Source organism: Yersinia artesiana, from assembly GCF_902726545.1.
Taxonomy (GTDB): Bacteria; Pseudomonadota; Gammaproteobacteria; order Enterobacterales; family Enterobacteriaceae; genus Yersinia; species Yersinia artesiana.
The window spans coordinates 14,261-31,759 of the sequence record NZ_CACVAD010000035.1 but is presented as its reverse complement, the minus strand read 5'-3'; the positions used below and the strand labels follow the sequence as shown (position 1 = coordinate 31,759).

The following is a 17,499-nucleotide window of genomic DNA, read 5'->3' as shown; positions in this document are numbered from 1 at the left end:
CACCGCTGAGGCTAGCTCACCAGATCTCTGGCGTAATCAAACAGGGCTTTCAGCAGTGCCAGCTTCTCTTTATCATCCTCATGCTGGTTATATAACTCCTCCAGTTGCAGCACATAGTCTTGCACTTTTTCTGGGCTTAGCGCTTCGCGACGATGCTCTAACCAGCGCTGTTGTTCGCTGTCAGTCAACGTATTTGGATAATTACGCGCGCGGAAGCGGAATAACAATGCTTCCAACCGTGGGTCTTGAAAGGTCAGATCGAGTGCTGGCAGATTTTTCGGTTCAGTTTGTAAGATGATTTTCATGGTAGCGCGGTCAGCATCACTGAAAAAACCGTTATACAACTGGGCGTCCACATCATCAGAAACGGCAAAAGGCTCGGCCTCTGCAAACAGGGCAACCACTTTTTCACGTACTTGCGGATTTTGCCGCAATAATTGCAAATTTTGCAGGCAGCGTTGGCGATCAATGCCCAAACGATCGGCATTTTCCGGTAACAGGGTTTTCGCGGGGGCGAGTACCGGGCATTTATTGATATGCACCAGTTTCAGTGGCACGGCGGCATCTTGGGCACTGAGTTTATCGCGGCGGGTATAGAGCCGCTCACGCAGTGTATCGCTGTCCAACTCTAGCAAGGGCGACATATCACCCGCCAGATCGCACATAATCACCGCATTTTTATTCTCAGGATGCCATGCCAACGGCGCAACCCAACTGGTATTACCCCGTGCTGCACCAAACATGCCAGATACATGAACCAGTGGTGTCATATCTGCAATATCAATCAATGCGTTGATTTTGTGTTTACTGCGGTGCTGATAGAGGTAATCAAATAGTCGCGGTTGAGCCTGTTTTACCCGCTTTGCCATGGCGATAGTGGCATACACATCAGACATCGCATCATGGGCATGCAAGTGCTCAACACCGTTGGCTTTGGTCAAATGCTCCAATTTGAAACTGGGTAAACCCTCTTCGTTTTCCGGCCAAACAATACCCTCTGGGCGCAGGGCGTAACAGGCGCGCATCACATCAAGCAAATCCCAGCGAGAATTGCCCCCCTGCCAACTGTAGGCATAGGGATCATAGAAATTGCGGTAGAAAATATTGCGGCTAACTTCATCATCAAAACGAATATTGTTGTAACCAAGAATACAGGTGCCGGGCACATTAAAAGCCTGATGGATTTGACGGGCAAACTCGGCTTCATTCACCCCCTTGGCTAAGGCATGTTGCGGGGTGATGCCGGTTATCATCACGGCTTCCGGCTGCGGCAGGTAGTCATCTGCGGGGGTGCAGTAAACCACCAGCGGTTCTTCGATGATATTGAAATCCAAATCGGTACGTACCCCGGCAAACTGTGCCGGGCGATCTAATGCAGGGCGCTGACCGAAGGTTTCGTAATCATGAATGTAGAATGTTGGTTGCTTGTTGTTATCTGACATTATGCGGTTTAACCCTTAATTCTTATGGTCATTCTTTATGATGGGGCACTGCCCGCGGTAAGTCGCAGTGCCCCACGGCATTAGCACTAGAATATCATTTCAGGCGGGGCGGGACGTCAGGATTTATTTTGAAATAATTATGTTTCAGCCAAAATGTGTCGATCCAACTAATATTTACCTGCCGTTTACTCAGCTATTCATACAATCCGCCTACTGAATATAATAAGTAGGACTCATGGTGAAAACACTTCTGTTAACCGGTGCCACTGGTTTTCTTGGCGGAGCTGTGCTCGAAAAGCTATTGTTGGAAAACTCAGATTTTAATTATTTATTATTAGTCCGGGCCAATACACCGGAACAGGGGCTGACTCGTATTCGAGAGAATATGGCGAAGTTTTATCTCCCTAATGGGCGACTGAATAAAATTAATGTTAGCCATATTTTATTAGGAGATTTAGCTGAACCGGACAGTTTTATTAATGACCCGCGTATTGATGGGGTGACGCATGTTATTAATTGTGCTGCTGTCGCGTCCTTCGGTAATAACCCGCTAATCTGGAAAGTGAATGTCGATGGCACATTAGCCTTTGGCAAAAGAATGTCGCAGGTTGCTGGTTTACAAAGATTCATCCATGTGGGAACCGCCATGTCTTGCACGCCTGATGCTGATTCTGTGGTGAGCGAGCAGGTTTTATCCGCAAAGGACGACGCGCATTTGGTGGAATACACTAAATCTAAATCAGCAATTGAGCGCTTATTAGCTGAAGAATGCCCTGGGCTACCCTTGGTATTTGCCCGACCATCGATTGTGGTTGGTCATACCCGGCTGGGCTGTCAGCCATCCAGCAGCATTTTTTGGGTATTTCGCATGGCATTAATGCTACGCAAGTTCATGTGCTCTCTGGATGATTATATCGATGTTATTCCCGTCGATTATTGTGCGGATGCTTTAGTGTGTATTTTACTGCATCCAAACTTACCCGAAAATATCTATCATATTTCAGCCGGAGAGAAGGGCAGTGTCAGTTTTGCCCAGATTGATCAGGCGATGTCAACTGCTGCCCGGCAGAAACCTATGGGGGCGGATTATTGCCAGGTAGAATACGGTGCATTGGTACAAATGCGTAACCAACTGAAAGGGATTTTTGGCCCCTGTAATGAGCGTTTAATGCTCAAAGCCATGCGCTTATATGGTGCATTTGCCCTGCTTAACGTGCGGTTCAGTAATGAACGTTTGCTCCGCTTGGGAATGCCGCCGTCGCCACGCTTCACCGATTATATTGCTTGTTGTGTCGAGTCCAGCTTGGGCATGTCTATTGTGCAACAAATGGCGGTTGACTTTAAATAAGCTTATTTCCCAACTGGCAACCGGGGAATACTTATTCCCCCCATTTATTCCTGCTACTTTTGGTAACGGTTAATCCGATGCCAGCGGGTAATAACTCAGCTAAACTTAGATTTTGGTATCTTATTGGAAGTAGGTATGTGTGCGCCTGAATAAAAAAATATCGCCATTGGATAACTTGATCTACACCCATTACCGCATCACTCACGCTTTACGTATTACATTAGCGTTTATCTTAACATTTCTGATTATTCGCTTACTGGCTATTCCGGAAGGTACCTGGCCGCTGATCACATTAGTGGTGGTGATGGGGCCGATATCCTATTGGGGCAATGTGCTGACCAGAGCGATGCAGCGTATTGGCGGTACTGTTTTTGGTGCGATATCCGGCTTGATTGCTCTGTATCTGGAGTCTTATTCCTTAACACTTATGCTGGCTTGGTGTGGGGTTGTGATGTTTTTGTGCGGCTACCTAACGTTGGGCAAGCGCCCCTATATGGCTTTGCTCATCGGTATTACCTTGGCGGTGGTTTGTGGGTCAGCGCCGGGGGATATGACCACCGCCCTGTGGCGCAGCGGTGATGTTATTTTTGGTTCATTATTGGCATTGGTCTTCACCAGTATCTATCCACAACGTGCCTTCACCCATTGGCGTATGCAGATGAGTGATAATCTGCGGGCCATCAGCCAAATCTATGCGGCATATTTATCGCCCAATGTTATCGAGCGTCCACGGTTAGAACCTAAATTAAAAGCTGCACTCAGTCAGTCGGTTAAAATGCGTACTTTTATTGCGCCTGCCAGTAAAGAATCCCATATTAATAAAGACGTTTTTGAGGCTATTCAGACACTGAGCCGCAACCTGATCTGCACGCTGGAATTGCTGGTGGATGCTTATTGGTCATCGCGGGAAAGCCATTTTATTATGCTCAATGCCAAAGGCTTGCGCAGTACTCAGTTGATGACGATCCGCACTTTGAATACATTAAGTGACAGCTTGCGTGATGGATCTCCTGCCCGTGAACGGGAGGTGGCCGCTGAGTTGAGTGAAATCTCTACTGAGCTGAAATCATTGATGTTGGCCGTGACACAAGAGCAGCAGATAGAAACGCCGATTTATGGCTATGTTTGGTTGAGTATGGAGTTAACCAAACAGCTTGAGGAGTTGGACGATCTGATTAATATGACCTTAAGCAGGTAATCAGTCGAGCTATAAGGCAGATGATATTTCTGTCTGGCGGGTAAAGCAGGTAAGATAAGCTTAGCCAATGAATCTTGTCATCAGGCATAACAAAGCGGTATGGTTCACCTAGCCTGGTCACCAGCAATTGAATTTGTGTAAAACTTAAGTGAAGGTGTGAAAATGGATAATGCAAGTAAGCCAACTTTCCAGGACGTTTTGGAGTTTGTGCGTATGTTCCGTCGCAAAAACAAGTTGCAGCGTGAAATCGTTGATAACGAAAAGAAAATTCGTGATAACCAAAAACGCGTTCTGTTGCTCGATAACCTGAGTGAATACATCAAGCCAGGGATGAGCATCGAAGAGGTTCAAGCCATTATCGCTAACATGCGTGTTGACTACGAAGATCGTGTCGATGAATACATCATCAAAAACGCAGATCTGTCTAAAGAACGCCGTGAATTGTCGAAAAAACTGAAAGCGATGGGCGAAGTTAAGTAACTTTAGCGCAACGTGAAATAGCGTATTTTACCGCTATTAATAGAAAGGCTGGCATTAATCGCCAGCCTTTTCTTTTGGCTAAATTGTGTTTAGTTTGACGGTTTATTTTGCCGTAAGAAACGAAACGCTGGGATCTTCGCACCTTTGACAAAGATAAATGCCAACAGTAATGAACCCCACAGGGCCATGGTGATATAACTACTCACGCCCATGATATTCAGCCCACTCTCCAGCATTTGCAGCAGGAACAGCGCTAACACAATGCCGACAATCTTACCAAACCCGCCATCAGGGTTAACCCCACCTAACACCGTTGCCAGGATAGTGATAAGTAACAGTGACTCGCCATAGGAGGCTTTAGCGGAGTTGAGCTTGGACATCATCAATAAGGCCGCGACGGCGCACAGTAATGATGAAATCACGTACACCCAAATCAACGTGCGGCGAGTATTAATTCCGGAGAAGAAAGTGGCTTTTTCATTGGAGCCGGACAGGTATACCTGGCGGCCAAGCGGGGTCTTGGCCAAAATAAGCCAGATAAGCAACGCCACCGCAGCAAACAGATAAAGTGGTACCGGAACCCCGAGAAAATAGCTACGATCCAACGCCAGCACATAGTTAGGGAAATTAGAAATCGCCGATCCTTTGGAAATAAGCACATTCACGCCTTTGAGCAAGGTCATGATGCCCAGTGTCGCCAAAATAGGGGAGACCCGCACCACCGAGATAAGCACCCCATTGATAAGCCCCACCACCAAAGCGACCGAAGCTCCTGCCAGCAACATCAATACCATTGAGCTGAATGTGGGTTCCAGATGGGTACACACCCAGGCCATTACCAGTGCACTGGCATTCGCAGTCGCAATAATTGACAGGTTGATACCGCCGGTCAGCATGGTAATCGCCATCGCCAGTGTTAATACTCCGGCGACCGGGATTTGTGAAGCGATAGATTGAAAGTTAGCCGTCGACCAGAACACGTAAGGAATAAACAGGCTAAACCCGATAGAAACCAGCACCAATAAAGCCAGTAACCAGTGCTCGGTATGATCACGTTGAGTTGTTTTCGACATGGTTATATCCCTACCTTATGACGTTGGCCCCAGGCGGTCACACTGATACTGATGACAATCACCAGACCGATAACCACGGTATGCCAGTACGACGAAATACCCAGTAAATTCAAACCATTTTGCAATATTGCCAGCAAAATCACCCCCAGCAGAGTGCCGGTTAGGGTGCCGCGTCCGCCAACAATACTGGTGCCACCCAGCACCACGGCGGCCAGCACGGTGAGTTCATAACCGAGCAATGAGTCGGGCGCTACCGTCAAGACGGTATAGGATTGCACCACACCGGCGATGCCGGATAGAAAGCCCATATAGCCATAAACAAACAGTTGCAGCTTGAGGATGCTGAACCCCATACGGGAAGCTGCTTCCTGATTACCGCCTAATGCATAAATTTGCCGACCAATACTGGTGCGTGTCATCAGCAGAGCCGTGACAATAATGGTCGCCAGCAATGTCAATATGGGTAACGAAAGACCATAGTCATAGCCATCGGCGGCGGTGAAGGAGAACAGCATCGGCCCATGTTCGAACCATTCCGGGTAGGTATATAGCCAGACACCACGACTGAGATACAGCAGTAATCCGTAGAATATATTCAGCGTGGAAATGGTGATAATGATAGACGGTACGCGCAGGCGATTAACCAACAGCGCATTAATTAACCCTAATAATAAGCCGATACCACCGGCTAGTGCGAAAGCCACCGGGAAGTTGCCACCAAACTTCACAATTAATGTCACCATGACATATTGCGAGATAATGGTCATCGCCGGGAATGAAATATCAATACCGCCAGAAATCAATACGATAAATAAACCACAGGCCAAGATGGTCAACATGGCATAGTTATTTATCAAGTCATAAATATTGGCGAGCGTCAGAAAATCTGGGCTGGTGAAAGCAAGATAAGTCGAAATAATCAATATAGTGAAAGCCAGCATCACTTCATGGCGTTTCAGATGTTCTTTATTGAATAAACTTTTTTTACCGACATCAGGTTTATTAAGTGCATGGGGATTAGCCATTTACTACCTCCGCAATGGCTGCTTCGCTGCTGTTACCTGGCAAGAACTCCTGCACCAGCCGCCCAGACCGCATTACTAAAATACGGTGGCTGTTAAAGTAGGCTTCATCAATTTCATCGCAAACCATTAATACCGCAATTCCCCGTGCTGCCAGTGCATTGATAATATTATAAATACCGGCTTTATTGGCGATATCTACTCCAACGGTTGGTGAGTCGAGAATCAATATTTGTGGGTCGGTTGCCAGCCATTTGGCAATAGCAATACGCTGTGCATTACCGCCAGATAAGGTATTGACCGGCAAATCGCTATTACCAATTTTGATAGACAGGTGCTTAACCATGTCTTCGACCAATGTATCGACTCGCTCGGTACGCATCAGGTGGAAAGTGTTTTTAAGCCGATGTAAAACAGTGGCGCTGATATTGTCACGGATTGATTGCTCCATAATCAGTCCGGTACTCATGCGATCTTCTGAGACATAACCCACGCCAGCGGCAATAGCATCGCGGTTACTGGTAAAATACATCGGTTTATCATTGATACGAATGGTGCCTGACTCTGGTGTAGTCAAACCAAATAGGCTAAGGCACAATTCTGTGCGGCCAGAACCCAGTAAGCCAACCAGTGAGACAATTTCACCGGGATGCAATGTCAGTGAGATATCGTGATATTCATTGCCACGGGAAAGTTCTTCCACTGCCAGCACGGGTGCAAGTGAGGCGCTATAGGGTGGCAGCACCTGAAAATCAAACTTCATACCGGTCATCAGCCAGGCCAGCCGTGCATTATCAACTTCAGCGGCAGGGTAAGTTCCGACCCAATGACCATCTTTGAGCACGGTAATACGGTCTGAAATTTCCAGCACTTCGCTCAACCGGTGGCTGACAAATACCACGCAGATATTGCGTGATTTCAGTTCATGCACCACCCGCAGCAAGCCGTTAACCTCTTGCCGGGTTAGAGATGCGGTGGGTTCATCCATCACAATCAGCCGGGCATCCTGCGCCAGCGCACGGCAGATGGCGACTAACTGTTTCTGGGCGATGGGGAGGTCTTCAACCAATTCATCCAGATTAAGATGGGCACCAATGCTCTTGATGACACGCTCGGCAGTTTCCCGCATCTGGCGTTTGTTCACCCACAGATGATGGTGATAATGGTTCATGGCGATATTCTCAGCCACGGTCAAATTGGGGAATAACGATAAGTCTTGATAAATCACCTGAATCCCCAACCGGACAGATTCAATGGGAGTCAGGGTGGAATAGGTTTTGCCATCGATAGTCATCGTGGCGTCGGTATCGGGTTGATAAACACCGGAGATAATCTTGATCAGTGTGGATTTGCCGCAACCGTTTTGTCCTGCAAGGCAATGCACCTCACCGGGTAACAGGGTCATAGCCACCTTATCCAGCGCTTTGACGCCATAGAAGGTTTTACTGATATTTTCCAGGGTAATAAATGGCTGCATAGATCCTCTGGATACAAATAGATACTACCTAAACCATAAAAACCAGACAAGGCACTGCAGCAATGAGGCTGTAGCAATATTAATTGAAGGGGAAGCGTTCCGTTGGGGTCGTAGCGGCGTAAGCCGCCGGAGTGCCCCTGGGAGCGTTAACCCCTTCTATCTTCTAAACTTATTGGCTGGTTTTTTTATTAATTGCAGAGCCAAACTGGAGCCAGGCTCTGCAATAACTCAGTGAATCAATACAGCGAATCCACGTTATCTTTGGTAACTCGCAACACATTGTGGAACTGAATCAGGTGCTTAGCTTGATCAACTTCCGCTTTACCTACTCCAGGGATCTCCATGCCTGTTTCGATTTTCTCGCCTTTCAGTACCTTGTCAGCCACGGCAGTCATGGCATAACCAGCAGAACCTGGGTCATAAGTTACGCCCATGGCGATATCGCCACTTTTAACCAGCGATGCAGCCTGAGATGGGATCATCATGCCGAACACATGGACATTATTTTTCGCCCGTTTTTCTTTCACTGCACGGCCTGCACCAATCGGGCCTTGTGAACCGAAAGCCACAATACCTTTCAAATCACTATGCGCTTTCATCAAATCCAGTGTGGTGCGGCGTGAGTCATCAATGCTCTCGGCAACAGGCATACGGCTGGTCACTTCAAACATTTCCGGGTAATGCTCTTTCTGGTATTTAACAAACAAATCGGCCCACAGGTTATGTTGCGGCACGGTCAGGCTACCGACATAAATCACATAGCCGCCTTTACCACCCATAGCTTTTGCCATTTCTTCCACGTTGTCGGCAGCGAATTTGGCGTTATCAATGATTTCGATATCCCAGTTAGCGCTAGGCTGCCCCGGAGATTCGTTGGTTAATACCACGATGCCAGCATCGCGCGCTTTCTTGAATACTGGTTCCAGCACATCAGCATCGTTTGGCACGATACTGATGGCGCTGACTTTCTTGGCGATTAAATCTTCAATGATTTTCACTTGTTGTGGGGCATCGGTGCTGGATGGGCCGACTTGATAGGCTTTGATCCCGAGATCTTTACCGGCACGTTCTACCCCTTCGCCCATACGGTTGAACCAAGGCATTCCGGCTATTTTCGAAATATTGACGACTTCGACTTCTTGCGCCAAAGCACTGCCTGAGCACACCATCATGCTAAACAGACTGGCCGCCAATAACGTTTTTACACTCAGTTTTTTCATCTAAGGCTCCCGGAGCTAATGTAGGTTGAGGTTATCGTAGTTAGGTGTTGGCGTAATATTCTGTATTAATTAAGTTTTATTTATGTTTTTAAAAAAGTGAAGATTTAGCGGGAAGCAAATTTCACATCTGCACTACATTTCCCGTAGGTGGACTCTACTGCCTCGATAGCCATTTTCCCCATATCTATAAATGCTATTTACATGGATAAAATAGCTGCTTTCCCTGTTTGTGACTGGCGTCATGATTCTGAGGGGAAAGACAACGAGAGTTGCATAAAAATGGTAGGGGAAAGGGTAATAACAGCGCTATTTACATGGACATTCTGGTTTGATGGTTTTCCGTGTTAAACGGCAGCCAAATGGGGTTACCGCACCCCGCCGGGCACCATAGTTAATAAGTGTTGGTTTGGGTAATTTTGTGTGATATTGCGCTGTTGTAATTGCCAATAAAGCTGTTCTACATCATGGAGTTGACGGTCTAATAATAACCCCACCACACTGCCGCTGTGTGCCACATTCAGTCCATATAAATCCAGCTCTTCGACTAATTCCAGCAGAGCGCAGAAGTTGGGTTTAACTAGCAGATGTTGGCTGGCCTGTGCGCTAAGTGTGGTGGACTGGCCTAGCAGGGCGCAATCATGGTGCTCAGCGGCCTGCGTAAACAGTTGCCATGCTTGTTCTAACGATGGGGCGCTTGCCAGTAGGGCTGTCTGGCGGTGTCGACGATGATAATCCTCGGTGTTGAGGCATTGTGGGCTTTCCAGCAGCAGAATATCCACGCTGGGTTGCCAATCATAAGCAATTTGTGTGGCGGCGGTTTGATGATCAAACAGGGTCAGCCGTTGAAACAGGGTGCTGTCAGTGGGTTCAAGGCTGACACACAGGGCAGCCAGTGCAGCTTCATCCAGTGTTTCCCCCAAGTGACGCGCGGTTGCCAGAGCAGTGGCGGCAATATCTGCGGTGCTGCTGGCTAACCCTTTTGCCACCGGAATGGTGGAATCAAAATTGATATGCAGGCCACGGGCCATCTCTGCTGGTTGGTCAAAATAAGCCAATACAGCTTTCAGCATTTGGCGCATCCGTGGCCGTTCGTGGCTGCCCGGCACACCATCGGTCACTGATACCGTGCTAAACCAGTTTATCGGGCAAGAAATGAGCTTCTCCCCACCCAGTATCCAGCCCTGAATCAACTCACCACAGGAGGCGGGGCAACGGGCCTCAGCCATGGCTAAAAACCTGTTGTAACGCGGTGACCAGTCGTTGATTGTCCGTTGCACTTTTGATGGCCACACGATAGTGGTCGCGGGTCAGTCCGGGGTAATTAGCGCAATGGCGAATCAGAATATGGTGCTGTAATAATGCCGGTTGTAGCGCTATTTCCGGCATCAAACAGCGCAGGAAAAGATAGTTGGCGCAACCTTGCCACACCTGCAATGTGGGAATGGTGCATAATTGCTGATATAGCCAATGCTGCTGCTGTGCCAACCATTCATGAGTGGCTTGAATATAAGGCTGGTCATCGAGAATAATCTCACCTGCCAGCGCGGCGAAGGCATTGATGGTCCAGGGTTCGCGCTGTTGTTTCATCTGCTCGATGCCCTTCAAATCGCCGCTAAGCAAATATCCCAACCGCAACCCCGGAATAGCGAAAAACTTGGTCAGTGAGCGCAATACATAAAGGTGCGGGAAATCAGCTAATTGTGGGATAAGTCCCGGCGCATCAGGAAGGAAATCAATAAAAGCTTCATCAACAATTAACGCAATTTGGTATTGATGGCAGCAGCGTACAATAGCTTGCAGCAGATCAGCATCTGGCATTAATCCAGTCGGGTTATTGGGGGTTGCCAGAAACAGGCAGTCAGGGCGCTGCTGTTCTAATACCGCCAGCAGCCGCTCATCGGGCTGATAGCCATCAGCTTCACTCATCTGATAATCATCAATCTGGCAACCGACCCGTTGCAGGGCGCGACGGTATTCAGCAAAACCCGGTGTCAGCAGCAGGGCCGTGCGTGGTTGCAGATAATGCACTACGGCATAAATGAGTTCGGTTGCACCATTGCCTGCCATGATATTTTCCGGCAAACAATGGTGAGCGCGGGCCAGTGCATCATGCAACTGGCGATATTCCACATCGGGGTAGCGCTCCGCGCGCACTAACTGTTCAACAATGGCGATTTTTAGGGAGTCTGGCATTCCCAACGGATTAATATTGGCACTGAAATCGATGATATTCTCTGCGTTTGTCCCAATTTTCAGTGCCATTTCCAGCACATTCCCGCCATGTTCGCTCATTGCTGCGTTATTCCCCTATTTAGGTTGTGCATTTAGATTACCATAAGCGAGGGAATTGAGTTTAGCGCCAACACTTCTGGTGTGAATGCCAGTAGGTCGCGCAGGCGCACCACATCACCAATAACAATCAGTGCCGGGGCTGATAATCCTTGCGCCGCAACTTGATCAGCTAACGTGGTCAGAGTGCCACTGGCCACTTGCTGCTGCTGGTGGCTGGCATACATCACCACCGCCGCAGGTGTGGTGGGCGCTTTGCCTCCAGCAATCAGTTGCTGGCAAATGGTGGTCAGTTGCGCCATGCCCATCAGAATAATCAATGTACCTTCCAGTTTTGCCAGTGTTGCCCAATCCTGTGGCTCATTGCCCTGACGTAAATGGCCGGTAACCACATGAAAACCGGAGGCATAATCACGATGGGTCACCGGGATACCCGCATAGGCCAATCCACCGATGGCGGAGCTGATTCCCGGCACCACTTCAAACGGAATATCCGCCAGAGCCAGTGCTTCGGCTTCTTCTCCGCCACGGCCGAAGACATAAGGGTCGCCGCCTTTTAGCCGCACTACATTCAAGCCGCGTTGAGCACAATCCACCAAAATTTCATTGATTTGCGGTTGTGGCACCAAATGATGGTTGGGGGTTTTGCCCACATTAATCATTTCACAACCCTCTGGTGCCTCGGCCAATAATTCCGCACAGACTAACCGGTCATAGACCAGCGCTTCAGCACGACGAATGGCCTGTAAGCCTTTTACTGTAATCAGCGCTGCATCCCCTGGCCCCGCTCCGACTAGCCAAACTTTTCCACTTTTCATATTGCCTCTCATTGTGTGGCGAGGGCCGGTTGTACCGGCAGGTTCAGTGCCACGCGCAGGACATCACGGGCGATCATTAATTCTTCATTGGTATTGACGATGGCAATTTGTACCGGTGCGGTGTCTTGCTGAATAAAGAACTGATTTCTCATGTTTTTCTCTTGATCCAGTTCAATCCCCAGGAATGCCAGCTCCCGGCATATCTGCTGGCGGGCGCTGCGTGAGTTTTCACCAATACCGCCGGTAAAGATCAGCGCATCAATTCCCCCCAATTGCACGATATAGCTGCCAATCACGGCGCGGATCCGCTCAGCGAACAGTTCAAGAGCCAATGCTGCACGGCGGTTGCCGTTATCGGCGGCTTGTTCTACATCACGATAATCATGAGAAATACCGGAGATACCCAGCAAACCGGATTGGTTATTGATCAGGTGGTTAATTTCAACCGCACTTTTGCCTTCTGTTTGCTGAATAAAAGGCAGGATTGACGGATCAATATCGCCGCTACGGGTGCCCATCATTACCCCTGCCTGGGGGGTAAATCCCATCGAGGTATTGACGGACTTCCCGTGGCCGATAGCGCAAATACTGGAACCATTGCCGAGATGGCAGGAGACAATACGTAACGCTGCCAAGGGCTGGCCCATCCGCTCAGCACAGACCGCACTGACATATTTATGACTGGTGCCGTGAAAGCCGTAACGACGAATGCCCAACTCTTCGTAATAGCGCCACGGCAGCGGGTATAGGTATGAGGTCTGACTCAATGTTTGATGGAATGCGGTATCAAATACTGCCACGGCGCTGGCATGGGGCAGGGCAAGCTGGAACACGCGAATACCTAATGCATTCACCGGGTTATGCAGCGGCGCTAATGTGCCAAGCTGTTCAATTTTATCCAGCACTTGCGGGGTAATCAGTACCGAATCGGCAAAGGTTTCACCACCGTGGGCGACACGATGACCGACGCCAATGATTTCGTCCAATGAGTCAATAATATTGTGCTCAATCAGCGCCCTAAGCAGGTATTCAGCGCCTTGACGGCAATCCGCTATGGGTAAGGTTTCTCGCCATTGTACATCACCGACTCGCAGGTTAAATATCGCATCATCCATCCCAATGCGTTCAATTAATCCCTGACATAGCACCTGCTCGTGATGTTGGCCGGTCTGTTCATTTAGCATGGAAAATAGCTGAAATTTCAACGAAGAACTGCCGGCGTTAATCGCCATAATCTTACCGGGCATGCGACGCTCCACAATGTTTTAAATAAGTCATAAGGTCAGTTAACCCCTCGCCGGTTTGCGCCGAGGTGATAAAAATATGTTGTGCGCCCGCTTGGGTCAGGCAATCCGCCGCCCAGCCCAGTTGCTCGGTGTGGCTGACGGTATCGGCTTTACTGATGATGCCAATCACCGGCTTGTTGAAAACCTGCGCCAGCATTGGCGCAAACCAGCTCTGCGTGGCATCGGCATTTTGTACCAACCCCACCACATCGGCTTCACAAGCGCTGGCTAATAACGCACTGTATAAACAGCGGTTTTCCAGATATTCACCCGGCGTATCTATGGCATTGTCCTGCCAGATAATGGACTGGGTTTTCTGGTAATTCAGCGTCTCGCCGCGTAAGCGCTGAATCAGCGAGGTTTTGCCGCACTGACTGGGGCCAATCAACATGATGCGTTGCATGGCATCAGGTCCGGGTCATCGGGCAGGCAGTGAATTTCATCATGTCACCCAAGGTGTGAATCACCTGTTTCAATGCGTATTCCACCGCGGAAACATCGCCGGTAAACACCACGGCACCGGTAAATCGGTCAATAAAACCAATCTCGACTGCGCCGGATTTGGTGGCGATATCACTGGCAATAATCGAGGCTTCACTGGGGGTAATGGTCAAAATGCCAATGGCGCTGCTGACATCGTTTAGCCCCAGTTTTTTATAAAGCGCCTTGTTAGGGTTGGCTATCAGGTGCGCCAGGGTTATCTGTTTACCGGGCACATATTCCTGGATCACGCGCTCGGGGGTGCTATTCGCTTCCATCATGCCTCCTGAACTAACTGACGCCACAGCGCCTCATGGGGCCGTGGGATAACTGAGCTGTATATCAATAATCCCTTTTCACCAGCACATTGGCTGGCGACCTCGACGGCGGTTTGCACATCGGCAATGTCACCGCTAAGCACTTGATAACATTTGCCACCGATACCAAAAGCCATATGAATACGTACCAGAGTGACATTGGCGGCTTTCACTGCACGGTCGGCGGCGGTAATGCAGGCCACAACACTCCAGGTCTCCACCACACCTGCCGCCTGACGGTTTTCCACCGGGTTCAGGCCGCTGATGGCGGGCAATACTGACGGATGAAGATTGGGCAAAACGATGCTGTCGACCAATAAGTGACCGCTGTGCCGTTCACCATTTTGTACCGACTGAGTTACCGCCCCGATATCACCTCCCACTATCAGCAAATACTTGCCGGGGCACAGGGTTTTGCTGACCAACAGGTCGACGTTGGCACTTTTTAGCATCAGGTCGCAGACTTCCATCCCTTTGGCAATACTGCTTAATTCAACAATTCCAATGGCTTGTGACATGCCGATTCCTCTTTAAAAAACACGGTCAGCCGCGACTTATCGTGATGGCACTGCCACTAATGGCAGTAACCACGCCGCTGATACTGGCATGCAGTGGTGCACCCAAGGCGTTATGCGGGATTTGCCCAATTAATTGGCCCTGTTCTACCTGATCACCCACTGCGACGATGGCCTCTGCGGCAGCGCCGATATGCTGGCGCAATGGCAATATCACCTGTTGTGGCTGATAGGGCTTCTCACTAAAGGGTGCCGCCTGATACCAGTCGGTTAAATTCAAGCGGGCGATCAGCCGAGCTGTTGGCACCATGCGGTATTTCGCCATCGGGTCAGCTGCGCGCAGCTCCCCTTGATAGCGGGCACCCTGCGCACGTAACTGAGTTTTCAGCAGGCGGTTAATGCGCATCGGCGAGATATCCACCGGGCAGGCATAGCTTTCACACAGACTGCATTCCGAGCAGGTCAGGGCGCTGAGCAAAATATCTGGCGTGGCGACTTGCTGGTAGATAATCGCCCGTACCAACAGGTGCGGCGGTAATTCATGGCCGATAAGGTGGCGCGGGCAGAGTTCGGTACACATGCGGCACTGTTCGCAGACGGTGCGGGCGATGGCAAGCACATCCTTATCACTGCGGGCGCGGCGGGTGATCAGCAGATGGTCAGCGGGTAACACTAGCAGGCCGCCAGTGGTTTTGGTGACGGGCTGATCAAGGTCATGCAGGGCATGGCCCATCATCGGGCCACCATTAATATAAGCAGGGTTATTAATGGTCTCGCCACCCGCCAAAGCCAACACTTCCCGCAGTGACGTGCCCAGTGGCACCGTCAAGGTCAATGGCCGGGCTACGGCACCATTCACTGTGAGCGTTCGGCGGGTGACCGACCACTGCTGTTCAACGGCGCGGGCCACGTTGAGCAGGGTTTGCACGTTATTCACCACCACCCCAATGCTGATGGGCAGCGCCGCAGGTGGAACCCGGCGACCGGTTGCCAGCCAGATGGTGATCACTTCATCTCCGGCGGGGTAAACATCGGGTAAAATATGCAGCCGAATCTGTGGTGGCAGCAGCGGCGTCAGCGCTGCAATGGCCTCCTCATATTTAGCTTTCAGCGCAATGATGCCTTCGCATGCGCCGGTGGCTTTCATGCCATACAGCACGCCGCGCACCAGCCGTGCCGCCTGACGTGGGATCAATTGCTGATCCACTTTCAACATCGGTTCACATTCAGCGGCATTGACCAGGAAAATCTCGGCCTGTGCCTGTAACTTCACCGCGGTGGGGAACCCGGCACCACCGGCTCCGACCACACCGGCGTCACGCACACGCTGTTGGATAGTCGCGGCATCACAGGGCGTCAGTTCGCCATAAGTGGGCGGCGAGCGCAGCATGTTGGCCTCTGGCATCTGCATATCACTCATAAAGCGCCTCGATAATCCCACGGATATCCTGGTCGCTGGCTGGGCGCGGGTTGGTGCGCAATGTCACGTCGGCAAGGGCTGCTGCAATCATGTCGGGGAGATGTTGCTGCAATTGGCGCTCATTAACTTTCATTGCCGCCAACGGCTGAGGTAACCCGCACTGGCGTTTTAGCTGCTCAATTTGGTGAACCAACTGATTGACTGCACTGCGATCATCGCCATTGGCCGGGCTGAAATGGCACAGCTTCGCCAATCTTGCATAGCGCTTACGCGCTCGCGCATCTGCGGCGTTAAAGCGAATCACCGGCACCAGCAACAGGGCATTCGCTAAGCCGTGAGCAATGTGGAATTGCCCCCCCAATTGGTGGGCGATGGCATGATTGATACCCAGACCCGCCTGACTGAATGCTATGCCGGCCAGCGTCGAGGCATTGTGCATTTTGCCGCGGGTTATCAGGCAGTCACCTTTACGGCAGGCGGTTGCCAGATGGCGAAATACCAGTTGCACCGCTTTTTCTGCCAGTGCATCGGTAAAATCACTGGCGCGCGGTGATACATAGGCCTCCAGCGCATGAGTCAACACATCCAATCCGGTATTGGCGGTAATGACGGCGGGCACACTCGCCACCAGTGCGGCATCCAAAATGGCGATATCAGGATAAATTTCATCGTCAAAGATGGGATATTTAATGCTTTTCTCCGGATCACTTATCACACAAGCGCTGGTGACCTCAGAGCCAGTGCCGCTGGTGGTCGGGATGGCGATACAGGTTTCTATCTCCAGCCCTTGTTTACGGCTAAACCAGACAATGGCTTTGGCGGCATCCAGTGCCGAACCACCACCAAAACCGATCACTATGTCGGGGCGCAGCGCTTGCATCTGCTCAATCCCCTTCACCACGGTGGCGATATTCGGATCCGGCGTGATATCGCTGAACAGGGTAATCTGGTTGTCGGCGGGCAAGGCTTGTCTCAGTTTATCCAGCAGCGGAGAGGTGGCTAAAAAGCCATCGCAAACTATCCAGATTTTGCGCTGATGAAAGCGTTGCAGCACCTTGAGGCTGCCTTCCCCGCTATAAATGCGTGTTTGCAGGAAAAAAGTTTTCATACATCC

General features: G+C 50.1%; 17 protein-coding genes. 3 read left to right on the top strand and 14 right to left on the bottom strand.

The annotated features are described in order from the left end of the window. Window positions 1-11 precede the first annotated feature (11 nt). Window positions 12-1,442 carry an exodeoxyribonuclease I gene (gene sbcB, locus HU019_RS13165; protein ID WP_174847352.1) on the bottom strand — a complete coding sequence of 477 codons (1,431 nt, stop codon included), beginning with the start codon at window positions 1,440-1,442 and terminating at the stop codon, window positions 12-14. A 238-nt stretch (window positions 1,443-1,680) separates the two neighbouring features. Between sbcB and HU019_RS13160 the strand changes: the two genes are divergently transcribed. From HU019_RS13160 to tmaR, 3 genes are all read left to right on the top strand, one after another. Next, a complete protein-coding gene (locus HU019_RS13160; RefSeq protein ID WP_174847384.1) occupies window positions 1,681-2,790 on the top strand; it encodes an SDR family oxidoreductase in 1,110 nt (369 codons plus the stop codon). 139 nt (window positions 2,791-2,929) lie between these two features. Then, entirely contained in the window at window positions 2,930-3,988 is a 1,059-nt protein-coding gene (locus HU019_RS13155) for an FUSC family protein (protein ID WP_174847351.1), read from the top strand. Between the two features lie 162 nt (window positions 3,989-4,150). Beyond that, a complete protein-coding gene (gene tmaR / locus HU019_RS13150; RefSeq protein ID WP_005157740.1) occupies window positions 4,151-4,468 on the top strand; it encodes a PTS system regulator TmaR in 318 nt (105 codons plus the stop codon). A gap of 89 nt (window positions 4,469-4,557) precedes the next feature. Here tmaR and HU019_RS13145 read toward each other — a convergent pair whose 3' ends face one another. The 13 genes from HU019_RS13145 to HU019_RS13085 form a co-directional block, all read right to left on the bottom strand. Continuing rightward, window positions 4,558-5,541 carry an ABC transporter permease gene (locus HU019_RS13145; protein ID WP_174847350.1) on the bottom strand — a complete coding sequence of 328 codons (984 nt, stop codon included), beginning with the start codon at window positions 5,539-5,541 and terminating at the stop codon, window positions 4,558-4,560. 2 nt (window positions 5,542-5,543) lie between these two features. Then, window positions 5,544-6,482: an ABC transporter permease gene (locus tag HU019_RS13140; RefSeq protein ID WP_026018016.1), complete on the bottom strand. Its 939-nt coding sequence runs from the start codon at window positions 6,480-6,482 to the stop codon at window positions 5,544-5,546. A gap of 76 nt (window positions 6,483-6,558) precedes the next feature. Continuing rightward, on the bottom strand, window positions 6,559-8,040 hold the full coding sequence (locus HU019_RS13135) for a sugar ABC transporter ATP-binding protein (protein ID WP_174847348.1): 1,482 nt from the start codon (window positions 8,038-8,040) through the stop codon (window positions 6,559-6,561). A gap of 236 nt (window positions 8,041-8,276) precedes the next feature. Further along, window positions 8,277-9,212 carry an autoinducer 2 ABC transporter substrate-binding protein gene (locus HU019_RS13130; protein WP_223300574.1) on the bottom strand — a complete coding sequence of 312 codons (936 nt, stop codon included), beginning with the start codon at window positions 9,210-9,212 and terminating at the stop codon, window positions 8,277-8,279. 413 nt (window positions 9,213-9,625) lie between these two features. Then, window positions 9,626-10,486 carry a GHMP family kinase ATP-binding protein gene (locus tag HU019_RS13125; RefSeq protein WP_174847347.1) on the bottom strand — a complete coding sequence of 287 codons (861 nt, stop codon included), beginning with the start codon at window positions 10,484-10,486 and terminating at the stop codon, window positions 9,626-9,628. Next, window positions 10,479-11,552, bottom strand: coding sequence for a threonine-phosphate decarboxylase CobD (gene cobD / locus HU019_RS13120; protein WP_174847346.1), 1,074 nt, complete (start codon window positions 11,550-11,552; stop codon window positions 10,479-10,481). Before cobD ends, HU019_RS13125 begins: the two co-directional genes overlap by 8 nt. A 32-nt stretch (window positions 11,553-11,584) precedes the next feature. Beyond that, the gene (gene cobA, locus HU019_RS13115) at window positions 11,585-12,367 is read right to left on the bottom strand and encodes a uroporphyrinogen-III C-methyltransferase (protein ID WP_174847345.1); all 783 of its coding nucleotides are present in this window, start codon (window positions 12,365-12,367) and stop codon (window positions 11,585-11,587) included. Between the two features lie 8 nt (window positions 12,368-12,375). Then, window positions 12,376-13,614 (bottom strand): acetate/propionate family kinase, encoded by a 1,239-nt coding sequence (locus tag HU019_RS13110; RefSeq protein WP_174847344.1) that lies wholly within the window; start codon window positions 13,612-13,614, stop codon window positions 12,376-12,378. Continuing rightward, window positions 13,604-14,056: a EutP/PduV family microcompartment system protein gene (locus tag HU019_RS13105; protein WP_174847343.1), complete on the bottom strand. Its 453-nt coding sequence runs from the start codon at window positions 14,054-14,056 to the stop codon at window positions 13,604-13,606. The genes HU019_RS13110 and HU019_RS13105 overlap by 11 nt, the downstream gene beginning before the upstream one ends. A 4-nt stretch (window positions 14,057-14,060) precedes the next feature. Next, window positions 14,061-14,411 (bottom strand): propanediol utilization microcompartment protein PduU, encoded by a 351-nt coding sequence (gene pduU, locus HU019_RS13100; RefSeq protein WP_005157716.1) that lies wholly within the window; start codon window positions 14,409-14,411, stop codon window positions 14,061-14,063. Further along, a complete protein-coding gene (locus tag HU019_RS13095; RefSeq protein WP_174847342.1) occupies window positions 14,411-14,968 on the bottom strand; it encodes a BMC domain-containing protein in 558 nt (185 codons plus the stop codon). Before HU019_RS13095 ends, pduU begins: the two co-directional genes overlap by 1 nt. Before the next feature lie 25 nt (window positions 14,969-14,993). Continuing rightward, entirely contained in the window at window positions 14,994-16,385 is a 1,392-nt protein-coding gene (locus HU019_RS13090; RefSeq protein ID WP_320407017.1) for a 4Fe-4S dicluster domain-containing protein, read from the bottom strand. Continuing rightward, the gene (locus HU019_RS13085; RefSeq protein ID WP_174847341.1) at window positions 16,378-17,493 is read right to left on the bottom strand and encodes a 1-propanol dehydrogenase PduQ; all 1,116 of its coding nucleotides are present in this window, start codon (window positions 17,491-17,493) and stop codon (window positions 16,378-16,380) included. The genes HU019_RS13090 and HU019_RS13085 overlap by 8 nt, the downstream gene beginning before the upstream one ends. Window positions 17,494-17,499 lie beyond the last annotated feature (6 nt).